This is a genomic window from Microvirga flocculans ATCC BAA-817 (assembly GCF_000518665.1).
Taxonomy (GTDB): domain Bacteria; phylum Pseudomonadota; class Alphaproteobacteria; order Rhizobiales; family Beijerinckiaceae; genus Microvirga; species Microvirga flocculans.
On the sequence record NZ_JAEA01000013.1, the window covers coordinates 34,264 to 56,297 of the forward strand.

The 22,034-nt window shown below is 56.1% G+C and carries 15 protein-coding genes; 8 read left to right on the forward strand and 7 right to left on the reverse strand.

Annotated features, from left to right (window positions below):
• Nucleotides 1-42: 42 nt before the first annotated feature.
• Nucleotides 43-627 carry a helix-turn-helix domain-containing protein gene (locus tag L879_RS0115250; protein WP_027316873.1) on the reverse strand — a complete coding sequence of 195 codons (585 nt, stop codon included), beginning with the start codon at nucleotides 625-627 and terminating at the stop codon, nucleotides 43-45.
• A 193-nt stretch (nucleotides 628-820) separates the two neighbouring features.
• Between L879_RS0115250 and L879_RS0115255 the strand changes: the two genes are divergently transcribed.
• From L879_RS0115255 to L879_RS0115275, 5 genes are all read left to right on the forward strand, one after another.
• Nucleotides 821-1,321, forward strand: coding sequence for a fasciclin domain-containing protein (locus tag L879_RS0115255; protein WP_027316874.1), 501 nt, complete (start codon nucleotides 821-823; stop codon nucleotides 1,319-1,321).
• A 717-nt stretch (nucleotides 1,322-2,038) separates the two neighbouring features.
• Nucleotides 2,039-2,653 (forward strand): 4'-phosphopantetheinyl transferase family protein, encoded by a 615-nt coding sequence (locus tag L879_RS21820; protein WP_035459794.1) that lies wholly within the window; start codon nucleotides 2,039-2,041, stop codon nucleotides 2,651-2,653.
• Between the two features lie 233 nt (nucleotides 2,654-2,886).
• Nucleotides 2,887-3,912, forward strand: coding sequence for an alpha/beta fold hydrolase (locus tag L879_RS0115265; protein WP_027316875.1), 1,026 nt, complete (start codon nucleotides 2,887-2,889; stop codon nucleotides 3,910-3,912).
• Nucleotides 3,913-3,960: 48 nt separating this feature from the next.
• Nucleotides 3,961-6,936, forward strand: a complete 2,976-nt coding sequence (locus L879_RS24360) for an amino acid adenylation domain-containing protein (protein WP_084021052.1) — start codon at nucleotides 3,961-3,963, stop codon at nucleotides 6,934-6,936.
• A 131-nt stretch (nucleotides 6,937-7,067) separates the two neighbouring features.
• Nucleotides 7,068-8,237, forward strand: a complete 1,170-nt coding sequence (locus tag L879_RS0115275; protein ID WP_051435344.1) for an acyl-CoA dehydrogenase family protein — start codon at nucleotides 7,068-7,070, stop codon at nucleotides 8,235-8,237.
• 92 nt (nucleotides 8,238-8,329) lie between these two features.
• On the opposite strand, the gene L879_RS0115280 is transcribed toward L879_RS0115275, so the two are convergent.
• From L879_RS0115280 to L879_RS22895, 5 genes are all read right to left on the reverse strand, one after another.
• Nucleotides 8,330-11,374, reverse strand: a complete 3,045-nt coding sequence (locus tag L879_RS0115280; protein WP_035459797.1) for an autotransporter domain-containing protein — start codon at nucleotides 11,372-11,374, stop codon at nucleotides 8,330-8,332.
• Nucleotides 11,375-11,727: 353 nt separating this feature from the next.
• On the reverse strand, nucleotides 11,728-12,621 hold the full coding sequence (locus L879_RS0115285; protein WP_027316878.1) for a LysR substrate-binding domain-containing protein: 894 nt from the start codon (nucleotides 12,619-12,621) through the stop codon (nucleotides 11,728-11,730).
• Between the two features lie 275 nt (nucleotides 12,622-12,896).
• The gene (locus tag L879_RS21830) at nucleotides 12,897-13,325 is read right to left on the reverse strand and encodes a GNAT family N-acetyltransferase (RefSeq protein WP_245265246.1); all 429 of its coding nucleotides are present in this window, start codon (nucleotides 13,323-13,325) and stop codon (nucleotides 12,897-12,899) included.
• Nucleotides 13,326-13,370: 45 nt separating this feature from the next.
• Nucleotides 13,371-13,766 (reverse strand): VanZ family protein, encoded by a 396-nt coding sequence (locus tag L879_RS21835; RefSeq protein WP_084021056.1) that lies wholly within the window; start codon nucleotides 13,764-13,766, stop codon nucleotides 13,371-13,373.
• A 266-nt stretch (nucleotides 13,767-14,032) separates the two neighbouring features.
• On the reverse strand, nucleotides 14,033-15,784 hold the full coding sequence (locus L879_RS22895) for a right-handed parallel beta-helix repeat-containing protein (protein WP_027316879.1): 1,752 nt from the start codon (nucleotides 15,782-15,784) through the stop codon (nucleotides 14,033-14,035).
• 1,225 nt (nucleotides 15,785-17,009) lie between these two features.
• Here L879_RS22895 and L879_RS23300 point away from each other — a divergent pair.
• The 3 genes from L879_RS23300 to L879_RS21850 all read left to right on the forward strand — a co-directional run bounded on the left by L879_RS23300 (nucleotide 17,010) and on the right by L879_RS21850 (nucleotide 20,471).
• Nucleotides 17,010-17,855 (forward strand): calcium-binding protein, encoded by an 846-nt coding sequence (locus tag L879_RS23300; RefSeq protein WP_084021058.1) that lies wholly within the window; start codon nucleotides 17,010-17,012, stop codon nucleotides 17,853-17,855.
• A 49-nt stretch (nucleotides 17,856-17,904) separates the two neighbouring features.
• Nucleotides 17,905-19,026: a GNAT family N-acetyltransferase gene (locus L879_RS23305; RefSeq protein WP_084021060.1), complete on the forward strand. Its 1,122-nt coding sequence runs from the start codon at nucleotides 17,905-17,907 to the stop codon at nucleotides 19,024-19,026.
• A gap of 335 nt (nucleotides 19,027-19,361) precedes the next feature.
• Nucleotides 19,362-20,471, forward strand: coding sequence for a GNAT family N-acetyltransferase (locus L879_RS21850; protein WP_051435345.1), 1,110 nt, complete (start codon nucleotides 19,362-19,364; stop codon nucleotides 20,469-20,471).
• Nucleotides 20,472-20,697: 226 nt separating this feature from the next.
• Here L879_RS21850 and L879_RS0115325 read toward each other — a convergent pair whose 3' ends face one another.
• Complete coding sequence (locus L879_RS0115325) at nucleotides 20,698-21,957, reverse strand: polysaccharide biosynthesis/export family protein (RefSeq protein ID WP_027316882.1); 1,260 nt, start codon at nucleotides 21,955-21,957, stop codon at nucleotides 20,698-20,700.
• Nucleotides 21,958-22,034: the final 77 nt, after the last annotated feature.

Genomic DNA, 22,034 nt, shown 5'->3' on the forward strand with positions numbered 1-22,034 from the left:
ACGGCAAGGCGGCAGTTGCGACGCAATGCGGAAATCTGTTCCTCACGGTGCCGTCACGACGATGGCTGAGCAGGGCGTGGATTTACCGCAGCGGTAGCTGTGCGGTGCTCCGGAGTCGAAATAGATCGCATCGCCCTCGTCGAGCGCAAATTCGGTACCGGCGATGCTGAGGGCGAGCTGTCCCTTGAGCACGTAGATCAGTTCAGCGCCACTATGCTGGTGCGGCTTCGACTCCTTCGACGAGGCAGGAAACTCCGCGTAGAACGCCTGCAGCTTGCGGTCGGTGACGGGAAAGTCGAGGCTCTCGAAGAAATAGGATGGCTCGCCCTCCCCCGGTCGGTCTGGCAGACGCAGCCGCTCCGACTTACGGACAACCGCGATCTTGGGCCGGTCAGGCGTCTCGGCGAAGAAATGATCTAGCCCGACGCCGAACACCAGGGCAATGCGCAGCAGGGTCGGCAGGGTCGGGATCAGCTGTCCGCGCTCGATCTTGGAGAGCATCGCAGGCGACAAGCCGGTGTGCTCGCCGAGTTGCACGAGCCCGAGCTTCTTCTGTTGCCGCAATGCCCGAATCTTGGCGCCTATCTCGTATTGCCCCAGCCCAGCAGCAAGCGTCTCTGACAGCATTTCACGCCTCGGTTTTCCCCTGACTCAATTAAGTCGGCAGATGTTTTACTATAGAGAAAATCAATGTTCATGTCACGACAAAGTGAGTGTGATGAAAATGAGTTTTCATCATAGTAGATCTCCAGAGGCCAGCATGATGGTTCTCGACGGTCGCCTGCGGCGACCGATACACCCCGTGCAAGGAGCATGAACGATGCAATTCAACATCAGGAATTTGGCGATCGCAGCGGTTGCAGCCCTCGGCATCGTGGCCAGCGCCGCAAGCGTTCGCGCAGCCGATCAGGACATCGTTGAAACGGCCGCCGCAGCTGGCCAGTTCAAGACCCTCGCGAGTGCATTGAAGGAAGCAGGTCTTGTCTCCACCCTCAAGGGCCCTGGCCCCTTCACGGTCTTTGCCCCCACCGATGCGGCCTTCGCTAAGCTGCCCGCCGGAACGGTCGAGAACCTGCTGAAGCCTGAGAACAAGGACAAGCTCACCGCCATCCTGACCTACCACGTCGTCCCGGGACGTGTGACGGCGGCCGACGTCACCAAGCTCAAGGAAGCGAAGACGGTGAACGGGAAGATGCTGAACGTCAGTGTGAAAGGCTCCGGCGTCATGATCAACGACGCCAACGTTACGCAGGCCGATATCACGGCCTCGAACGGCGTCATCCATGTCGTCGATACCGTGATCCTTCCGCCGAACAACTGATCCTGCGGCCTGGAGCGCCCCGCCCGGCGTTCCAGGCTTCTTCACCGGCACTCCGGTGCCGTTCCGACCGGGCAAGATACGCTGTCAGGCTGCGAATAGTTCAACCATAAGATCATGCTCGTAAAGAGCGGATAATCACGACTTTTCCAGACGCTTAGGGGCCTTTGAACTTCAAGAATCCCGAACGGCCGGGTCGGTTCTTTGTTATCGGCGCATCCGCCGGTATCGGATCCACGCCACAGACATTCTCGAATCCGAAGAATTCGAGATGCTCATGCACTTTCCGCTCAGGAGAAGACCGTGCTTCATTGGTGTCCGGATGGGGCACTGAGAAAAGCGAACATCAGCGCCGCCGCCGGACAGCGCGCTAAAGCGTTCGCCTGCGCTTCATCCTGGCGGCACAGGGTAGTTTCCGATCAAAATAGACAATGACGAAGCCGCTCAAAGGCTAATCCGCGCATTGCCGCCATTCAAGCTGCTCCCAAGAGCTATAGCGTAGCTTATGCCGTCTTAAATCTGGTTCTTTCGATGTAGACAATCATACATCGAAAGAACCTGAAAGCGATGCTTGCTTCGCCAATATCTTGAATGTTTCATCAAAGAACGCTGCGTGAATGGTTATGCCGTTCCTGAGAGGATAATTGAACTTGCGCACACTGGCGCCTCAACAGACGGGATCCATGTATGGCTTTGGTTTCTGAGCTGGAGTCCGGGACCATGAGGCCGGTTCTCGAGAATGACGGTTGGGAGGTCCTGGCCTTCGGACTCGATGCGCAGCCCAGCCGCATTGAAGACATCTCCGCCTGCCTGTCCGAGGACGAACGTCGACGTTCCCGGAATCTCACCTTGGAGCGGGATCGCCGCAGGTTCATCATGGCACGCGCCCAGTTGCGCCATCTCCTCGCCTCCAGGATAGGAATCGCGCCGTCCGAGGTCGAATTGGAATACGGCCCGCAAGGCAAGCCTCGCCTCTCGCGGCGCATGCCCGGTCGCGAATTGCATTTCGGGGCCTCCCGATCCGAGGATCTCGCCGTCATCGCCCTCTCAGTCAAACACGAGGTCGGCGTGGATATCGAGGCGGTGCGCCCCGTGCCTGAAGCCGACGATATCGCGGCGCTCTGCTTTTCCGTTCCCGAATATGAATCCTATCGCGCCCTCGATGCAGAGGACAAGCCGGAGGGCTTCCTCCGTCGATGGACCCGGTTGGAAGCTCTCGCCAAGGCCTTGGGATGCGGCTTGGGGTGTTCTTTTTCTGCGGATGAGCAGGATTGGACAGTTCATTCCTTCGTGCCGAAGCCAGGGTATATCGGGACCGTGGCAGTCCTGAATTGATCTGTCTGCGATGCGTTCCTTCGTTTGCAAAGCGCTATGATGAACAAGAAATTCAACTCCCTCTCGTCCGGTCTCGATGACCTTGTTCCAGCCGCCCTCACCTTCCATGGGTTGCGGCCGAACAAACAGCGCTCTCCAGTCCCCGATACTTGCCATGAGCATGAAGAAGACGATGAGCGTGTATCCGCACCGGGTTCATCGTCAACCATGACAAAAGTGATCGGAGCGGTTCCATGAAGTCGGACACGTTGAAGATCCCTGAGATTCTCGCGGGGCTTGCCAGCAAGGATATCAAGGTCTGGGTGGAAGGTAGCCGCCTGCGGTGCAATGCGCCGGCAGGCGCGCTGACGGCGGAATTCCGAGACCAGTTGCGCGACCGAAAAGATGAGATCATCGGGTTCCTCAACATGGCCGCTGCGGCGACCCGACAACAGCCTGCTATCGTGCCGCTCCAGTCCAATGGTACGAAAACGCCTATCTATGCCGTGCCCGGGCATGTCGGAGTCCCCTTTTCCTTCTCCGATTTTTCAAAGCAGCTGGGTGACGATCAACCGTTCTACGCATTGCAGCCTCCCGGCCTGGATGGGAAGAGCAAGCCCCTGGAGCGCGTCGAAGACATTGCTGAGTACTTTGCCGGCCAGATCCTCGAATTCCAACCCAGCGGACCGTACATCATCGCCGGCTATTGCTCCGGCGCTGCGACGGCCATCGAACTGGCCAAGATCCTGGAGCAACGCGGAGCGGAGATCACGTGCGTGGCTCTCTTCGGTCCTTTCCATCCCATCACGTATCAGAAATTTCACCGGTTACTGCTCCTTCATGCCAAGCCGCGAGCCGGTTCGATCAGTCGCCATATGCGTGAGATAGCAAAACTACCATCCCTGGATGCGCGCCGCCGCTATCTCGTCGACCGTCTCCATGATCTCAATGAGCGTCTTCGCGCATTTGTCGCCGATCTGCATCAAAGCCAGGAGACGGCCGAAGATGACCCGGTGCTGGCGCGCAGAGCGCGTCTGAAAGCCTCGGCGATCAGGGCGATAAAGCGATATACTCCCACTCCATATGCGGGCCGCGTCTGCATGTTCATTCCGAACAAGGCTTGGGTCAATGAAGGATCCGAGCCGCTCCGCTGGCTTCGAACGATGCCCCGTGCCGAGGTCTATTACGGCCCCGATGACTGTTACGGCCCTCTCATGCTCGAGGATCCGAACGCGCCGGCCATCGCAGAGCTGTATCGTGAAGCAATCTGGCGAAGGTGAATGAACTTAATGAAATGATCCTCATGTTTTCGATGGAGAGCCTATCTCATGAACGTTTTCCAGCCTTCTTTAACAGAAAGTGTCGCGCTCCCAACTCTGAGCGAACAAGAGCGTCAGTCCCTGGTTGTCGATTACAATGCCACAGAGGCTCCCTATCCATCGGACAAGACGATCATCGACCTTTTCCACGAACAAGCGGAGCGTGTTCCCGATAGCGAAGCAATCCGCTTCGAGACTTCAAGTCTCAGCTACAAACACTTGAATGCGCTCTCGAACCGCATGGCCGCTCACTTGCGCTCTCTGGGCGTCGGGCCGGGACAGATTGTCGTCGTCTTCATGGAGCATTCCATCGAGGTTGTCGTTGCGATCCTGGGCATCATGAAATCTGGCGCGGCTTATGTCCCGGTGGATGCGGCAACGCCGAAGGGGCGTCTCACAACGATCCTGACGGACATTGCCAGTGGGGCTGGCGGTGCGCTTCCGGTCGTGATCGCACATGAACGCCTCCGGTCCGCCGTCTCGCGCGAGCACGCCAATGTGGTCGTGCTTGATGCCGGCTTCGAGGCGATCTCGTCTCAACCCGAAACCGATGTTCCATCTGCCGCCGTTCCAGATGGGCTCGCCTATATCATCTACACTTCCGGTTCGACGGGCACCCCCAAAGGCGTCATGATCGAACATAGAAGCCTGGTGAACTATATCTGGTGGTCCGCGAGGGTGTATGCATCCGGCGAAAGCCTCTCATGGCCCCTGTTTTCCTCACTGGCCTTCGACCTGACCGTCACGACGCTCTTTACGCCGCTCATCACGGGCGGTCGCATCGTGGTGTATCGTGGCGATCCCGGTCTGGAGAGCATGGTCGTGCTCAAGGTCATCGACGACAATGCCGTCGACATCATGAAGCTGACGCCGTCGCACCTCGCGATAATCCGTGACCGCGACCTTCGGCACACACGATTGCGCAAGTTCATCGTCGGGGGAGAAGAATTCAAGACAGAAATCGCGCGAGACATCACCAAAGCGATTGCCCACCCGATTGAGATCTACAACGAGTATGGCCCTACCGAAGCGACGGTGGGCTGCATGATTCATCGGTTCGACATCCACCGGGATCAATCCCCGTCCGTTCCCATCGGCATTCCGGCGGCAAATTCCGGGATCTATGTCCTCGACGAGCGGTATCGGCCGGTCCCTCCTGGCATCATCGGCGAGATGTTCATCGCCGGAGATGGCCTCGCAAGAGGCTATTTCAACCGCCCCGATCTGACCGACGAGCGGTTCTTGACGATTGCCGATCCTCGGGATCCGGCTTCGAAACTGCGTGTCTACAAGACAGGCGATCTGGCCCGCTGGAACTCCGAAGGGCGCATGGATTTCCTGGGACGGGCCGACCACCAGGTCAAGGTTGGAGGAACCCGGGTGGAACTGGGCGAGATCGAAGCCCGCCTCCTGAAACATCCGGACATCCACGAATGCGCGGTCGCTGCCGTCACCGTTCTGGCGAAACCTCATCGGACGGAAGTACGATATTGCGAACGCTGCGGCCTCGAGTCGAACATGCCCGGCACGACATTTGACGAGGCCGGTATCTGCAACCTGTGCCGTGCGTTCGACACCTATGTCGATAAGGCCCAGACCTACTTCAAGACTCCTGAAGATCTGGAGGCTCTCATCGCCGAGATGCAGGCGAACCGGAAAGGGCCCTATGATTGCATCGTCCTTCTGAGCGGCGGCAAGGACAGCAGCTTCATGCTGTGCAAGCTCGCAGCGATGGGGGTCAAGCCGCTCGTCTTTACCCTGGACAACGGGTTCATCTCGGAAGAGGCCAAGACGAATATCAGGCGGCTCGTGAATACGCTCGGCGTGGATCTTCACTGGGGAAGCACCCCCCACATGAACGAGATCTTCGTCGACAGCCTCAAGCGCTTTGCGAATGTCTGCAACGGTTGTTTCAAGACGATCTATACTCTGGCCACGAACCTTGCCCGCGAGAGGGGGATCCAGTACATCGTGACAGGCTTGTCGCGGGGACAGTTCTTCGAAACGCGTCTGACCGAAGAAGTCTTCAAGCGGGACGATTATGACCCGGCCCGTCTGGATGCGCTCGTCATCGAAGCTCGCAAAGAGTATCACCGTCGCGAAGACGCTGTTTCCCGTTACCTCGATGTCGATGTTTTCCGCAGCGACTCGCTGTTCGAGGAAGTAAAATTCATCGATTTCTATCGCTACTGGAGCGTTCCTCTTGAGGATATGCTCCAATTCCTCAAGACACAGGTGGGATGGAACCGACCGTCTGACACCGGGCGATCCACAAACTGCCTCATCAACGATGTCGGGATCTACATCCACAAGAAGCAGAGAGGCTATCACAACTATGCCCTGCCCTACAGCTGGGACGTGCGGCTAGGGCAGAAAACACGTGACGAAGCCATCGACGAGCTGAACGATGAACTCGATGTGCACCGCATCCAGGATGTCATGGCCCAGATCGGCTACATCGAACCGGCCGCAGCCGAGAATGGCATCGCACGTCTTGCGGCCTATTACGTCTCTTCAAAGAACGTGGATGTGGCGGAGCTGCGCGCCCATCTCGCGGAAGAACTGCCTGAGGCGATGATTCCGACACACTTCATCCGCCTCGAGCGGATGCCGCTTACCACGAATGGGAAGATTGATCGCGCCGCCCTTCCCGAGCCGACGACGGACAATATCCAATCCGCGCACAACTTCATTGCACCGTCCACGGAAACTGAGAAAACACTCGCCGCCCTGTGGTGCGATCTCCTGAAAGTGGATTCCATCGGACGCAACGACAACTTCTTCGAGCTGGGCGGACACTCTCTGCTGGTGATGCGGGCCGTATCGCGTCTGCGCGATATCTTCGGCGTAGATGTGCAGCTGCGCAACCTCTTCGAGCGTCCGACAGTGGCCGGACTGGCGGAAGTGATCGATGGCATGCTCTGGATGGCGGAAGCGAACACTGCGTCCCAGTCTCAGGGACCACGGGAGGAAATCGAGCTCTAGCGTAGGCTGCGGACCCGGGGGCCGCGTCGAACCATATCTTACAAGAGAAACATTCGCAAAGGAATGACGCGGGTTCGCAAGTAATTGACGGCGATGGGCGTTTGTGTCGGGCGATAGAGCAGGTGGGGATCATGGATGGAGCGGCAGTGCAGGCACGAGGACAAGGATTACCCTGGGAAAGAGGAGATTATGAGCTTCTGAGGCACCAGGTGCGCCGCTTCGTCGATGAGGAGATCAAACCGCAGGCGGATCGCTGGGAGGAGGACGGATTCATTCCCCGCCCTGTCCTGCGTCGCATGGGCGAACTCGGCTTTCTGGGAATCCGCTATCCGGCCGAATATGGCGGATCTGCAATGGACGCTGTCGCGTCCGCAGTCTTCGCGGAAGAGCTCGGACGTTCAAGCTATGGCGGCGTCGCCATCGCGACGTTGGTGCATACCGACATGGCCTCGGTTCATATCTTCCACGATGGAACCCGGGCACAGCGGGCGCGCTGGATGCCGGGCATCGTCGCAGGCGAGGTCATCACCGCGGTTGCCGTTACAGAGCCCGATGCTGGCTCCGACGTGAAGAGCATCCGTACCCGGGCACGCCGGAACGGGGATGCCTACATTATCGACGGCGCGAAGGTTTTCATCACGAACGGCGTCCATGCAGACCTCTTCTGCGTGGCCGCCAAGACCGATCCGTCGGCCGGAAGCCGTGGGATCTCGATGTTTCTCGTCGAGAAGGGCACGCCTGGCTTCAGCGTTGCCCGTGCGCTCGACAAGCACGGCTGGCGTTCTTCCGATACGGCGGAACTTGTCTTCGACGGCTGCCGTATCCCAGCCGAGAACATCCTCGGCATGGAAGGTCAAGGCTTCTACTCGATCATGCGCAACTTCGACAACGAGCGCCTCGTCCTGGGCGCCATGGCGATAGGAGCGGCCCAGGCGGCCATCGAGATGACGCTAGACTGGGTGAAGACCCGTCGCGCTTTCGGGGGTGTCCTATGGGACATGCAAGCGATCCGGCAACGCCTCGCTATGTTGTCGACGAAGGTGGAGGCTGCACGCCAGTTCGTCTATGCCACCGCATGGCGCATGGCGGCCGGCGAGGATTGCACGCGCGAGGTTTCCATGGTGAAGGCCTTCTGCGGGGAGCTCGTCAACGAAGTCATGTATGCCTGCGTGCAGTTTCACGGAGGCATGGGCTTCATGCGGGAGAGCCCGATCGAGCGCATGGCCCGCGACGCCCGCGTCCTGTCGATCGGCGGTGGGGCAACGGAGGTGATGCTGGATCTGGTCGCGTCGATGTCCTGACAAGTTGCAGAATGAAAATGGCGAGGCCGCTTTCCCTGCCTGTTCGAGGTCAGGACGAGAATACGCCCTGCCCTCCTTGGCGAGCAAAGATCTCAAAACCGCCAGACGAAGTTTGCCTTGAGTGCGTGGTCCTGTGCGCGCTTGCCGATCTGGCCCTCATAGGCCACGCCTAGGCTGATCGCCGGGTTCACATGCCAATCGAGTCCAGCTTCCGCCACCAGCGCATCCCGGTCCACCGGCACGCCGGCTACCGAGAACGCCGCCGTGCCAGCGGCAAAGGTCATCAGCGCCGCTGGCGCAAAATCGCCATAAGCATGACGCCAGCCGAGCAATCCACGCAGGAACAGCGGTACGTTCTCGACGACCTGCGACTCTGCGCGAAGACCGAGCGTCGTTGTGGCCAAGCCATAATCCCGAGCAAGACCGTTCAGGGCCGCAATTCCGCCGTTCTCGGCAAATGCGTCCGTGTGAACACGCATGACGGCGGCGCCGACGAAGGGCTCGAGATGGATGTTCCCCACACCGAGGCGATAACCGATCTCTCCGAACGCCTGCAGGGTCGAGCCGTCATAGGATGACGTCGCCTGATCCTGAAAGCCGACAAAGGTGATCCGGCGGGACATGTCGATATCGTGCCCGGCATAGGATGTGCCGAGGCGGACATTGACTGCCCCCCAGCGGGCGGAGCCATAAAGCGCGCCGAAGACGCTTGCGTTGGAGCCGGAAGACAGCCGGGAATCCACGTCGATATCAGTGCTCGTGAAGCCGCCTGCGACACCGATCCTGTAGCCCTGCTCGAGGGTCGCATCCGCGCCCAGAATGAAGCCTCCTCTTGAGGCGCTCAACGATCCGGCGTTGCTGTCAGAACGGATCCTGCTCCATGAGCCGAACCCTTCTCCCCAAAGGGAGAAGACCCGGGAATCGAGAGTCGGATATTGGATGACATCGAGTTGCCGGGCAGGCCCGTCGACAGCATGCGCCACTTGAACGGTGTTCGCCGGAGTTGCCGACAGGGGCTGGCGCAAACGGGCCAGCAGCGCGCTGCTGACAAGTTCGGCATCCCCGTAAGCACTCGTCACGACGGAAGCATGAGCATCGCCCGACAGCATGTCCAAGGCTCCGGGCGTGGACGCGAGGCTGTTCTGGAGCAGCGCATCGTAGACCGAATGTCCGATCCCGGACCGTTCGGCGGCAAATGCGACGGAAGCCTGGTTGGCGGTCTGGGCTGCATCCGCCACGGATCTGCCGTTATAGCGGAACAGCACCGACAGCTCATCGCCCCAATACGCGATCTCCGGAACGAGATAGGCGGATACGCTATTCGTGCGGAAGGCGCCGAACCGTCCCAGAGCGCCTCCGTCGGACGAGAGAATGGTCATGCGTTTGTTGACGGGGGCGGAGCGATCCATGAGGGATAGTTCCAAGGCTCCACCCGCGAGGAGGGTCCGGCCCGAGACATCCAGCTTGTCATGCTGCCCTTTCCCATTCGCATCGACGCGATAGGTCGATCCCTTTCGCAGATCGACATCGCCCTTCACCGTAAGGGTGCCGATCGAGTTCTCCGAGACGCCGCCAGGTTCGATGACGCCGGCCACCGATAAGGGAGCGTCGATCCGACCGAACCCTCGAAGGGCAGCGTTGGCGTGAACCGCCAGACGCGACCTCACGGACCCGTTGAGGGTGAGGATGCCGCCCAGCACATCGGTTCCGCCCGCATAGGTATTCTCGCCCGTCAGGAGGAGATTGCCCGCCCCCCGCTTGATCAGGCGGCCCGTACCGCGGATGTCGTTGGACCAAGTGGAGTCATGGCCCTTGGTGTTCACATCGAACACCTGAGCGAAGCCTTCCGCGCCGAGCTCGTAAGGTCCCCTTACGGCTCGCCCGAGATTGAACATGCCGCGGCCATAGATCTCCGGCGAGCCCATGGGAGTGGCCGTGGTCAGGATCACTTCGATGATCTGGCGAGCCGTCATATAGGGGAAGGCCTGCCGAAGGATAGCAGCGCCTCCCGAGACGACAGGGGCGGCCATGGATGTACCGGCCTTGAGGCCATAGTCGCTGTAAGGCACGGTCGACAATATCAGCGCCTCCTCCGGAGACTGACCCGTGCTCGGACGGTCCCCGCCGGGCGCCGCGATGCACCAGAGGGCGGTGACGCCACACCGGTTGCTGTAGCTGGCGATCTTCCCTCTATTGTTCGTTGCGACAACCGCAATGAGCGTGCCGTACAGGTCCGACATGTCGACCTCATCGAGATCGGGATCGTTCATGTCGGCGAGCTTGTAGGTTTTCGGGTTCGTGTAATCCGAGGCATCCAAGAGGAAGCTGTATATGCCCTTCCTGTGATTTTCCGGCCGGATGTAGGGAAACATCGAGATGCCGGAAGGATGCGATGCACCGATAGGCTGCTCCTCGTATTCGTTTCCTGCTGCGAATACCATGACCACGTCATGCTTCGCGGCCGTCTTAACCGCGTTGTATTCGGCTTCGAGACCGCGCAGATCGACGATCTGGTTGGGCCAAACCACCCAGTTGGGATTATCGACCCGCTGGCCCCGATCGTTCGTGATCTGCTTTGGAGGAAAAGCATTGGGGCCATAACTGCCGTTGACGACCTGAGCCCCGTTTCGGGCGGCATGGATCAGCCCGAGATTGGGCGGATACTTGCCCCACGCATTCAGAACGTAGTTGGTTCTCAGGACCATGAGCGTCGAGTCCGGCGCGACGCCCATGATGCCCTTGCCGTCATGGGCGGCCCCGATAATGCCCGAAACATGAGTGCCGTGGCTGATGACCTTCCCATCGGGGCCCGTGTCGCTCAGGTCATGAGGATCCGTTCCGACGGCATAGGAGTATGAAAGCGGGGAGATGCGGCCTGCGAATTCCGGGTGCTCGAAATCGATGCCGGAATCGACAACGGCCACGGTGATTCCCTTGCCCGTATAGCCCATGGCAAATGCGTCGGAGGCATGGATGCCGTCCAGAAACCAGGAGCGACGGTATTCATCCGTCTCGGCGAAGGATGTGCTTGAGGCTGGTGTGAGGGATCCTGCCCTCGTCGAGACATCGCTGGCGAGAACCTTCGATGTCGGCTGCCACGGAAATTGATGACCGGAAAAGCCGAAGCGGCTGCTCACGAATGTCGGAACCTCGTTCGCCGCGACGCTCGCCGCGCTCCAGCAAAGAGAGGCCAAAGCGGTGCCGGCCAGGAGAGAGAGCCGGACGATCTGTCTGCGAACCGGACCGGTTTGTTGCGCTGGCGCGCGATATCGTTTCGCGGAAGTCATCCTGGTTGCCCCCATCAGCATCGGGCCATCGCATCGGCCCTTCGTCGTCGGGAGCCACACTAAGAAAAGATTCACCTGCGTCCAGGCAGAAAGGCTAAGATCAGCGCGCGATTTAGCTTGTGTTACTTTACGGCAACGGCGGCTTTTGACTGTACCGCAACGATTCAGATTTTGCCTCCAGACACTTGCCGCAAAATACGACGTCAGGCTGAACGGATCTCCGCCAGGAGCCATCTGTGGAAGACCTGCAGCCCCGCACGCATCGGCCAATCCTCGGGGGTCGTGAACCAGTAGGCATGGCGGCTTTTGAAACCAAGACCTGCCGGGTTCAAAAGACGCCCGGTCTCGAGTTCTTCCTGAACAAGCCGCCGAGGAACGAGAGCAAGTCCCTGCCCGGAGATCGCGGCCCTGATGACCAGAGAGTAGAAACCGAACCGCACCGTGCGGAACGGGGTCAGGTCGTCGAGGCCATGCGCGGCGGCAAACTCGCTCCATCGCAACGGGGTCTGGAAATGATCCAGCACTGTATATCGTCTCACATCCTGCGCCGTCTGAATGCCTCCCAGCCGCGAGAGAAGCGAGGGCGCGCCCACGAGGGCGACATTCCGTCCGAAGAGATAGTCAGCCCTGTATCCTGGCCAATACCCCTCCCCGAAGCGGAAAATGCCGTCGGTTGCCTCGGTGGTGTCGGCGGTCACGAAACTCGTGAACTGGACGTCGATGCCAGGGTGAAGTTCCGTAAACCTGGAAAAGCGCGGCACGAGCCATCGGTCTCCAACGATCGGAAGCACATGGAGGCGAACCGACCAAGGCGATTCCTTCAACGCAGAAATCTGCGCGCCTGCGCTTTCGAGCTCCGCAAGAGCGAGACGGGCGTGCCTGATGTAAATCCTTCCGGCCTCGGTCTGGGTCAGGCCGCGGTTTCCGCGTGTGAATAGCGCTGCGCCGAGCGTCTCCTCCAGTGCCCGCAGGTGCTTGCTGACCGCGCTCTGAGTCAGGTTGACAGCTTCTGCCGCCCCTGAGGCCGTGCCATGCTCGGCGATGGCGAGAAGCACTCTGAGAGACGTCAGAGAACTGGGGAGACGATGAATGCTCATAGGAGGCGGGTTTCGCTGAGCCGGATTGGAACAGAAAGCCTTGACTGATTTCTTAAAGAAAAAATATGCCCGGATCGGAGAGATATGGGCATCTTCACTCGAAATCAGGCGGAGAACCGGATGACAACGGCTCTCCGCCTATGTTTTTCAGCGGGAATTGTGCCCTTCGGTTCGCGCCGGAGCCGTTAGCCCCGACAAGTCGTCCCAGACATAAGCGAAATTCTCTGAGCGCCATACGGGACCTGGATCGGTATAGCACCCTATTCTGCGCCCGTTCACGAATTCATAGAATGCAATGCCGGATCGTTTCCGAGGACAACGCCTATACCCAGTCCGGTTGAACCAGAGTTCATGATGGAACGTGCTAGCGTCGTCAGTAATTTTCGTCCGATCCCCATTCGCTTGAACGCGCCGTCGACATAGAGGAACTTCACCTCGGATCGATCCTTAAAAATATCGTGGGACGGCGCCCCGGCAACACCGAAACCTGCCAATTGTCCATTCGCTTCGGCAAGCAATATCGTCAGGTTGTGCTTCTCAGGGACGAGAATGTCCTGCCAGCGTGACAGACGTACCGCTTCCGTCAGCACATTGTAGGCTTCCTCCGGAGCGAGACTACGATAGGTTTCGCGCCATATGCGGTAATGCAGTCGAGCGATGGCCTGCACATCGGCTCTTTCTGCGCGACGGATGCTGATTGCCATCCCGCACCTTCCAGGTTTGAGTCACTTGACGAGAACTTTTCGATATCAAGGTTCTTCCTGTCCTGCACGTAACTTTGCTAAGAACCCGTGCGGATCCATCAGCCGCTTTGTTGCAAGTTCGATTCCTGCGCCGAGAGCGATACCGAGGAGCGCCCCGACAGCCTTGATGAGGCCATCGGGGACACGGCCATGCCGTCCTGGGGTTAGATACTGGAGACCTTCCAACACCATAGCCACTCCCAGCAGGAGCACGGCACTCTGCAGGCGATGCTGGGGGTAACCTATGCAAAAGAGCCCGCCTATGACCAGAAAGGCGGCAAACCGCTCCCAATCCGCAGGTGCCGCTGTAACCGGCCTGAATTCGATAGGCGCGAGAGTGAAGATGGCGATGGAAAAGACAAGAAGCCAGGCAAGCCACCGGGAAACCGATCGAATGCTCATAACGTGCCCCTTCAATGTTGAAGCGAATCAACATGGCAAGTTCGCCAATGCCTTTCCCTTCGCTCATCCTGCTACAGAGCTGCGCAGACCCTCGTCCTCATAAAGGATAGCATAAATGTCTTTGGCTTTAGAGGCGATCGCTCGAAAGAGCTGAGAGGCCTCGTCCGTCACTGTCGAGACATTGCTTCCTGTTGGCTGGGTATTGTTTAAAAAAAAGCGGCCCCGGGTTGCCGGGGCCGCTTGTCTGCTCTTACGTGCGCTCGCGATCAGATGACGAGGAAGTCGGCTGCCGTGAGCTTGGCATGGTTCTCGATCACGGCGAACTTCACCGCCGCCGTCGAGCCCGTGCCGTCGGCATCGTAATACAGGGCGCCCGACTTGCTGTCGTAGATGATGCGGTCGTTGGCATCCAAAGCCTTGGTGCCGGTGACGAAGGCGCTCGCCGCGAGGCTGCCCCACTTGAGCTTGGTGAAGACCGAGTCGTTGAGACGGATCGTGTCGTCGGCCGGGTTGAAGTCGACGATGAAATCCACATTCGAGAAGCCCAACTTGGTGTCGAAGGTGAAGGCATCCTTGCCCGCACCGCCGATCAGCACGTCGCTGCCGCCCTTGCCCCAGATCTTGTCGTTGCCGCTCTTGGCGTCGATCAGGTCGTTGCCGGAACTGCCAGTCAGGCTGTTGGCCGCGCTCGTGCCGGTCACCGTCTTGGTGGTCGCAGGACGTCCTGAGGTCGAGGGCGGCGTCGTGGTGCCCGTTTCAGCCACGTCCGCAACCTGGAAAGTCACGACACCGGTATCGGAATCGCCGTCGGCGTCCTTGACGGTGTAGGTGAAGCTGTCCGAGCCGAAGAAGTTGCTCTTGGGGGTGTAGACGAAGGAGCCGTCGGCACTAAGCTTCACGCTGCCGCCCTGGGCGGTGGCGAAGGTGCCGGCGACAGCGGCCTTGCCGCCATCGGCGGCGACGTCGTTGGCGAGCACGCCCTTGGAGGCGCTCACCGTCAGCACCGTGTCCTCCGTCGCGGCGTAGCCGTCGTCCATGGCGGTCACGGGATGGTCCTGCGCGTCCGGCGTCGGAGTGGGCGTGGGCGTTGACGTTGTCGGCCTGGTGACAGGATTACTGGACACCGTGTTAGGCGCGATCGTGGAATTAATCAGGCCGGTATTGGCACCATAGGTGCTGTAGTGAACGGTTCCAACGCCGCCCAGGACGTTGTTGGTGATGACAAGTCCGGAAGACGGCAACTGCCGATCACCGAATTCGTTGGCAATCTCAATGCCTGTGGCAGGCTTCCCGTTACGGTAAAAGTTGGTGTCGTAAGTGTGAGACACCATATTGTACTGCACGACGGCGTCTTGAGCGTTGTCGAGGTAGATACCGACGCTGTAGCTGTCATAAACGGTGTTGCCGCTGATCTTTGCGCCTTTGGTGAACATGGCGCCAATGCCTTCACCGTAATTGTCGTAGACATTGTTGTTGCGGATGATGCTGCCGTCCGACTTGTCCAAGCTGATGCCCTGGGCCCAACCGCCGGACCAGGTACGGCTGCTGTTCTCAAGAACGTTGTGCCAAACCTCGTTGCCTTCGATCAGGTTGTTATAGGAATTTCCGACCGCAGATCCGCCAGCCCAAATGGCAGCCCGGAAGCTGTCGTGAACATTGTTGTCCAGGACTTTGGTGTCATGCGTATCCCAGAGGGTGATGCCGGCGCGCTTCGCGTTGCGCACTTCAAAACCCTGGAACGTCACGTAATCGCCGGTGATCGTGACAAGGTTGGAGCCGGATGCGGTCTGGCTGCCATCGATGATCACATGCTCACCCGAAACAGGCTTGAAGGTGATCGGAGCAGATGCCGTGCCATTCTTACTGATATTGACGGTGCCGTTGTAAACACCACCATGCACCAATACCGTGTCACCAGGCTGGGCGAGCTGCGCCGCCTTCGTGATGGTTTTCACCGGACTGGTAGACGTACCGGCATTGGAATCGCTACCGGTGGTCGAGACATAAAAAATCGCCATGTGCTTTCTCGTTTTTCAATCGCTCAAAGGTTTCGAAAATTGGATGGTGAGATACGACTGCGTTTGCCTTCCGAAATTAGGAAAACTGGCTTTTCGCAGTGCGTTGATCGCTCTCAACGGAGGACGAAAATGTTTATCAATGCTTTCATTAACTGCCCCTTGTTCTGGAATTGTTTTGAAAGGTTTTTCAACGATTTACGCTACAAAATCTGTAAAATAAATTTCATAATCACTGCATGAAATATTTTTCTCATACAAAATAAAAACGACATGAATTGAATCTAATAATTATCAACGATCACGATTATGCAATAATTCCGCTAGCCTCTCAAAGCGACACACTGAATAGCTAGTTCATATAAGAGACTAAGAAAAAATATCCTGAGAGAGAATTATTTCTCCAGAATCGCAATCCCGAAACGAGATTCAACCAGCAAAATAAGATGATAATTTTCTAAAGAAGACAGTGGAAATTCAAAGGGGGCGCTAACGGCCCGAGAGTCTATCTTCATGTCTTGCCCCTAATGACTATTGAGTAAATCTTCTTATTACTTCAATGTGCATTGATGTATACGCTCGAATGTGACCTCAATATGGCAACGCTCGATATCCGTTTTTCACCAATCCTATCCTCATATAGCTCCTAGCTATGCGTTCTAAAGCGCTAGGATACCCGCAATCCATCGCTCGCTAAGCGCTGGCTAGAAGCGCGATAGGATTTCGCCGTTTCGAGCACATTCATATGTGCGAGTGCATTCCTCAGCGCACTCGCTATTTTATTTTCAAAGCGCCGTCGCATGCTTTTGATCCCACCTCCCTAAAAGAGCATCGTCAGGAAGACTGAGAAATTTTCGGCTGTTAGGCGCGATCTTGTTTTTCTAGATCCAGTTTCATGAAAGAACGCGGCCTGATGCAGGCTCGGAATACAGCATCGAAGAACAACAGTTCTTACGAGCTTAACGCGTTGCTCAGATGCGCCTTTCTGACAAGGGGTATATCCAATAAATGCTCCATGCTTTGTGAATTTACCGATAGTGGTACAGGCCAAGCACTATATTGAGGTAGGGATAGTACCCTATTAAGAGATATTTTTTTCTCACCGGATTTCGTCAATATAAATTCTTATGTTGCATCTCTTAGGCTGGGCCTTCGCCTTTGCTCAAGATCGTGCATCAGCGTTTATACTTCAGCCGGATAGACATTCGGCCCATATTGAGGTGGCACCATGCAGTATCTTCAATGGATTGGCACACTCGGTTCGAGCCCTTGGGGCGATCTCGGCAGTCCGGGGGATCGGCCAACGGAAAAAGCAGGGGGACAAGTAACCGGTATTATGAATTTTGCTGTCTGGGGTGATGGCCTTGATGTTTATACTATTTTTGGAACATCAGATGCCGATGTTGTCTTCCTTGATATTAGAGGCCTGGAAGATAAACGTCTCATCAACGTCAAGCAAATCAACGGCGGTGACGGGAACGATCTAATCGACATGACTTCCACACGCTTTAAGTATGGCGCAGTGACCCTCAATGGAGGCAATGGAAATGATGCACTTCTCGGCAATGCAGGAAGTGATATTCTTCTTGGCGGCGCAGGACGCGATCAACTAAAAGGTTATGGAGGCAACGATTATCTGAGCGGCGGGAATAACAACGACCGATTGCTGGGGGGGCGTGGGGACGACAGGTTAGTCGGAGGTTCGGGCAACGATTATCTAGTAGGTCAATTCGGCAAGGATACTCTCACTGGAGGGAGTGGCCAAGATAGGTTTGCTTTTGAAGTCTCCCCCATCAAGGCAAACATTGATAGAATTACCGATTTTTCCGTGAAAGATGACAGCGTCTATTTGGCCCGTTCCATATTCACCAAAGCAGGGCCCAAGGGGACGCTTAAGTCAAAAGCCTTTTGGAACGGGTCAGAAGCTCATGATGCGGATGATCGCATCATCTATAATAAGAAAACTGGCTATCTTTATTATGATCCCGATGGGACAGGCGATGCCTCCCAGCACGCGATAGCGAAGGTTTCGAAAAACCTTGCAATGACCCATAAGGATTTTCTCATTTTCTAAGGACAGTCGCTATCCTCGCGATGATAACGTTTTATGTCCAGATGTCCCTATGACTGCAGTCGAGGTGATCGACGATCTGTCCAGGCTTGAAGCCATTGAGAAGGAATGGCATGCGCTTGCACGCGATATCCCTTGGCCTATGGCCCAATTTGAATGGATTATCTCGGCTGCTCGAACTTACAGCAGAGAACGGCTTTATCTTGTCACCATCAGGGAGGCAGGCGCTCTTCAAGCGGCTGCCCCCCTCATTCTTCAGAATTACGGTCTTACGCATCGCCTGGAATGCCTGGATCGCGATCTTTCGGAGCCTCAGGGCTTGATCGCCCGAAGCTGTCATTATCGCAAACTGTTATTTAAAGCCTTGCGTAATCTGCACTACCCTTTCATCCTTCGTGGTGTTCCGGCTGAGTGCGAGGAAGTTGAATGCTTCGATTCCGCTCCAGGGTTTGGGCTAAACTTAGTAACAGCAAGCTGCTGCAAGGACTCGTTCGTTCCATTCGATGATCCAGGGCGCGATGTTGAGCAGCGCATGTCCCAAAGTCGCCGCACTACCTTAAGGCGTAAGCGAAGGGCAGCTGAAAAGCACGGGCTTGTTCGGTTTAGCATCCTCCATCCAGATCCCAACGACTTTCCCAGAATGTTCGACGAATTCTTGCGGGTCGAGTCCTCAGGTTGGAAGGGAAAGGCTGCGACTGGCCTTCGTCATGATCATAAGCGAGCTTCCTTTTTTAGGACCTACTGCGCTCAAATGGCTGGTGAAGGAGCCCTTCGCTTCGGCTTCATGACAATCGGCGATGCAACGGCAGCCGTCCGCATCGATGTGATATGGGGCAAGAAGTCATGGGAGCTTAAGATCGGATATGATGAAACTTTTGCCAAATACTCACCCGGATTGCTGTTGAGCCATGAAGCTCTCAAAAGCGGACAAGCGAACGGTCTTCTTGGGCATCATTTTCTGGGAACGGCGGAACCTTGGCACGATACATGGGCAGCCGAGAAGACTCACAGGGTCGTTCTCCGGCATTATCCGGCTACGATGGCCGGTGGAATGGCTTTTATGCAGGATGCCTGCACCCATCTCGGTCACGGCATGTCCAAATTGTTTCAAAAGCATCTGACAGTGAGGGCTTCTAGCGATCACCATCCGTTCTCCGCTGTCATCAAGAAATGAAATCATTCATTTAAATTCATGACTTGCTTAGCTTTAAATGATTCTATGAAAATTTCTGTTGTTCTGTCCCATAAAATCGTATGAAGAATTGACCCCTTTTTGGCATATCTGATTGCAGATCTAGAAATTGCAACGCATAAAGCTCTTTTGTTCTAGATGATCGCGCACTCAAATCTTATTCGTATTAGACTTCGCTTAGAAAGTCGGCTTGCAAATAAAAACACAGGGTATGCGAAGACATTGAGATTTAGCTTACCTATTTTGCGCTGTTTCCTGTCACACATACGGGAACTACATTCTCAAATAAGGGTTGAAATTAGCGATCGAGATTGTCGATGGAAATCAGCGTTGTTTCCGCAACCAACCTCTCCCAAGAGCAGGTTCTCTCATGGGCTCGCATTCAACAGCATAATCCTGGCCTGTTCAGTCCCTTCTTCCGTCCGGAGTTTACGCAAGCTGTCGCCAGCATCCGAGACGACGTCTATGTTGCCGTCGTTGATGACGGAGCGGTCTTCTTTCCTTATCAGCGCAACTTCTTCGGCATGGGACGGCCGGTTGGAGGAGCCGTATCTGATTATCACGGCTTGATAGCTGCACCCGACTATAGGCTGGACCCAGCGACGCTGTTGAGGGCTTGCGGCTTAACGAGCTGGCGGTTTGATCATGTTCCGGCAGAGCAAACCATGTTTTCTTCCTGGCAGATGATCGAGACCGGATCTCCTGTTGTCGATCTCACGCCTGGTGATCTTCCTGGATCTACAGCATTGCATGCGGACCATCGGCGAAAGAGACGGCGGCTTGAACGTGATTTTGGGCCAGTAGACGTCGATTTGGATATGACTGACCAATCCATGCTCGAACTTTGCATGACATGGAAGTCAGCCCAGTATCGCCGGATGAAACAGCCCGATCTCTTTGCCAAGCCTTGGGCCCGTGCGTTGCTCAAAGAGATTGCTACTCATCACACTGTGGAGTTCTCCGGTATTCTATCAGTGCTACGTGCCGGAGGACGACCTATCGCAGCGCATTTTGGTATGCGCTCAGGCAATGTCTGGCACTACTGGTTCCCAACTTACGATCCTGACTTTCACCGCTACTCTCCCGGCATCCTGCTGCTACTGGAAATGATGGCGCAGGCTCCCAAATTCGGCATCAGCACGATCGACTTCGGAAGAGGAGATAATGACTATAAGATGCGAATTTCAAACCGAACCGTCCCATTGCAAGAAGGGATCGTGGTAACGAATAGACTCTCCAGCCAAATGCTCGGCTTGAAACGCAATCTCTTCTCATTCGTCAAAAAGCATCCAACGATCAAGAATGTCTTGAACCCGGCTCATCAGCTTCTTCAGGATGCTTACCGAAGAGCGAGGTTGCGAATGTATTGGTTTGTTCCACTGATGTTCGTTCAATTGGTGAGCGAGTTGACACGCGTATGTGCTTAACAGTTCATTTCAACAAAAAATCGTTCAATTATTATGTCTGTGACGCAATATGCATGATCGCGATGTATGATGTATGAAACAGAACTCAGGTAATTCACGTTTTTTAAAAAAGCACGCTTACATGAGAAGAGCATTTCTCGACATCGCAAATCCGGTTTTCCGTGAGTAAAAAGCAGTTTATACGAGAAGACTTATGCTCCCATGCAAAAATGGAACGCGTTCATAGTCAATCCATTCGCAATGCAATTTCGATAACATCGCCAGGCATCAGCTCAGTATCCTCATTGGATGTGATCCGCTCGTAGCGATCGGTCACTTTTCTCGTAATGAAAATTTCGGGGCGATTGCTGAAATCGCGCGACGATTGCAGCCGAGAATTTCCGCTAAACGCCAAGAGCTTTTGTTGAAGCGCAGTCAAGCGCGGGCGAATCGAAGATAACTGGATTGTTGCATTCTGGAGCTCCTGCAGAAGATTATCTCGTCTCTCTTCCCCGACTTTATCCAAGCTTCGCGCAACCTCTTCACGATCCTTACGCGATTGCTCCAGTTGCGCCATTGTCTGAAGAAGTCGCGATGCGGACACGAGACTTGCTCGTTTTGCATCCATCACGCGAGTAATTGGAACGGTTCCACGATCATGAAACTCTTTCAGGCTTTTCAAGTCATCGAGATCACTTTGCATGGCCTCCTTCTCTTTTTGCTGCTGCTCTGACAGAATCCCGATCTGCGTGTCGGACTGAACGATCCTACGCCTGATATAGTCGGTCTCCTTCTTGAGGCTTTCCGTTCTGTTGTTATATCGATCATCCTCGACCGCGGATATCTGAGCCAAAAGATCCTCGGAAATTCCTATTCTCTCGAGTTCGTTTTTGCTGGTTTCGGAATCCTCCCCCAGTTCTGTCTTTAGCCGTTTGATCTGCAGCAAGACCTGTGCATGCTGCGCCTGGAGCGCTTCATACTCGCTTTTCCAGTCCATCATCTGTGTCAATGGATTTTCAAGCCTGATACGCATCGCATCGTATCCGCCTGCGACTGCAAGTGCATGGCGTACCGTCATCCCTGGACGGAACGCTTGTTCGCCGGCTCTCGATACGTCACCACTGATATATATGGGCCGATACTCGGCTATATTGACGGTAACTTCATCCGGCAGAAGCGTGAAAATCAATTCGCGACCTTCTGCGGTTCTCTGGCGGATCATTCTTTTCGGAATCTCCGCTTTGACTTTGGAGCGAAGCTCTGAAAGTGTCAGCCCTGCTGCCTTGATCTCACCCAAGACAGGAAGCGACACCGTGCCATCCAGGCCGAGCACGGCTCTTTGCTGGGATTGCGTTGTGCTAGCGATCGCAAGCTCGATGGTATCGCCAGAGGCAAGGCGATACTCGGCGGCAAGACTGCTTTGAGTGCACGTGACGAAAGTTGCTAAGACAGCGGTCCATATCATTGTCGATGTGTTCAGTCGGTTCTTCATCCGGTGCATGGCCATCGCTCATCCTCGACTTATAAAAATGGATCGCAAGACAATCTCATTACGGAGGCCTGGTTCGTGGGTTTTAAGGACGC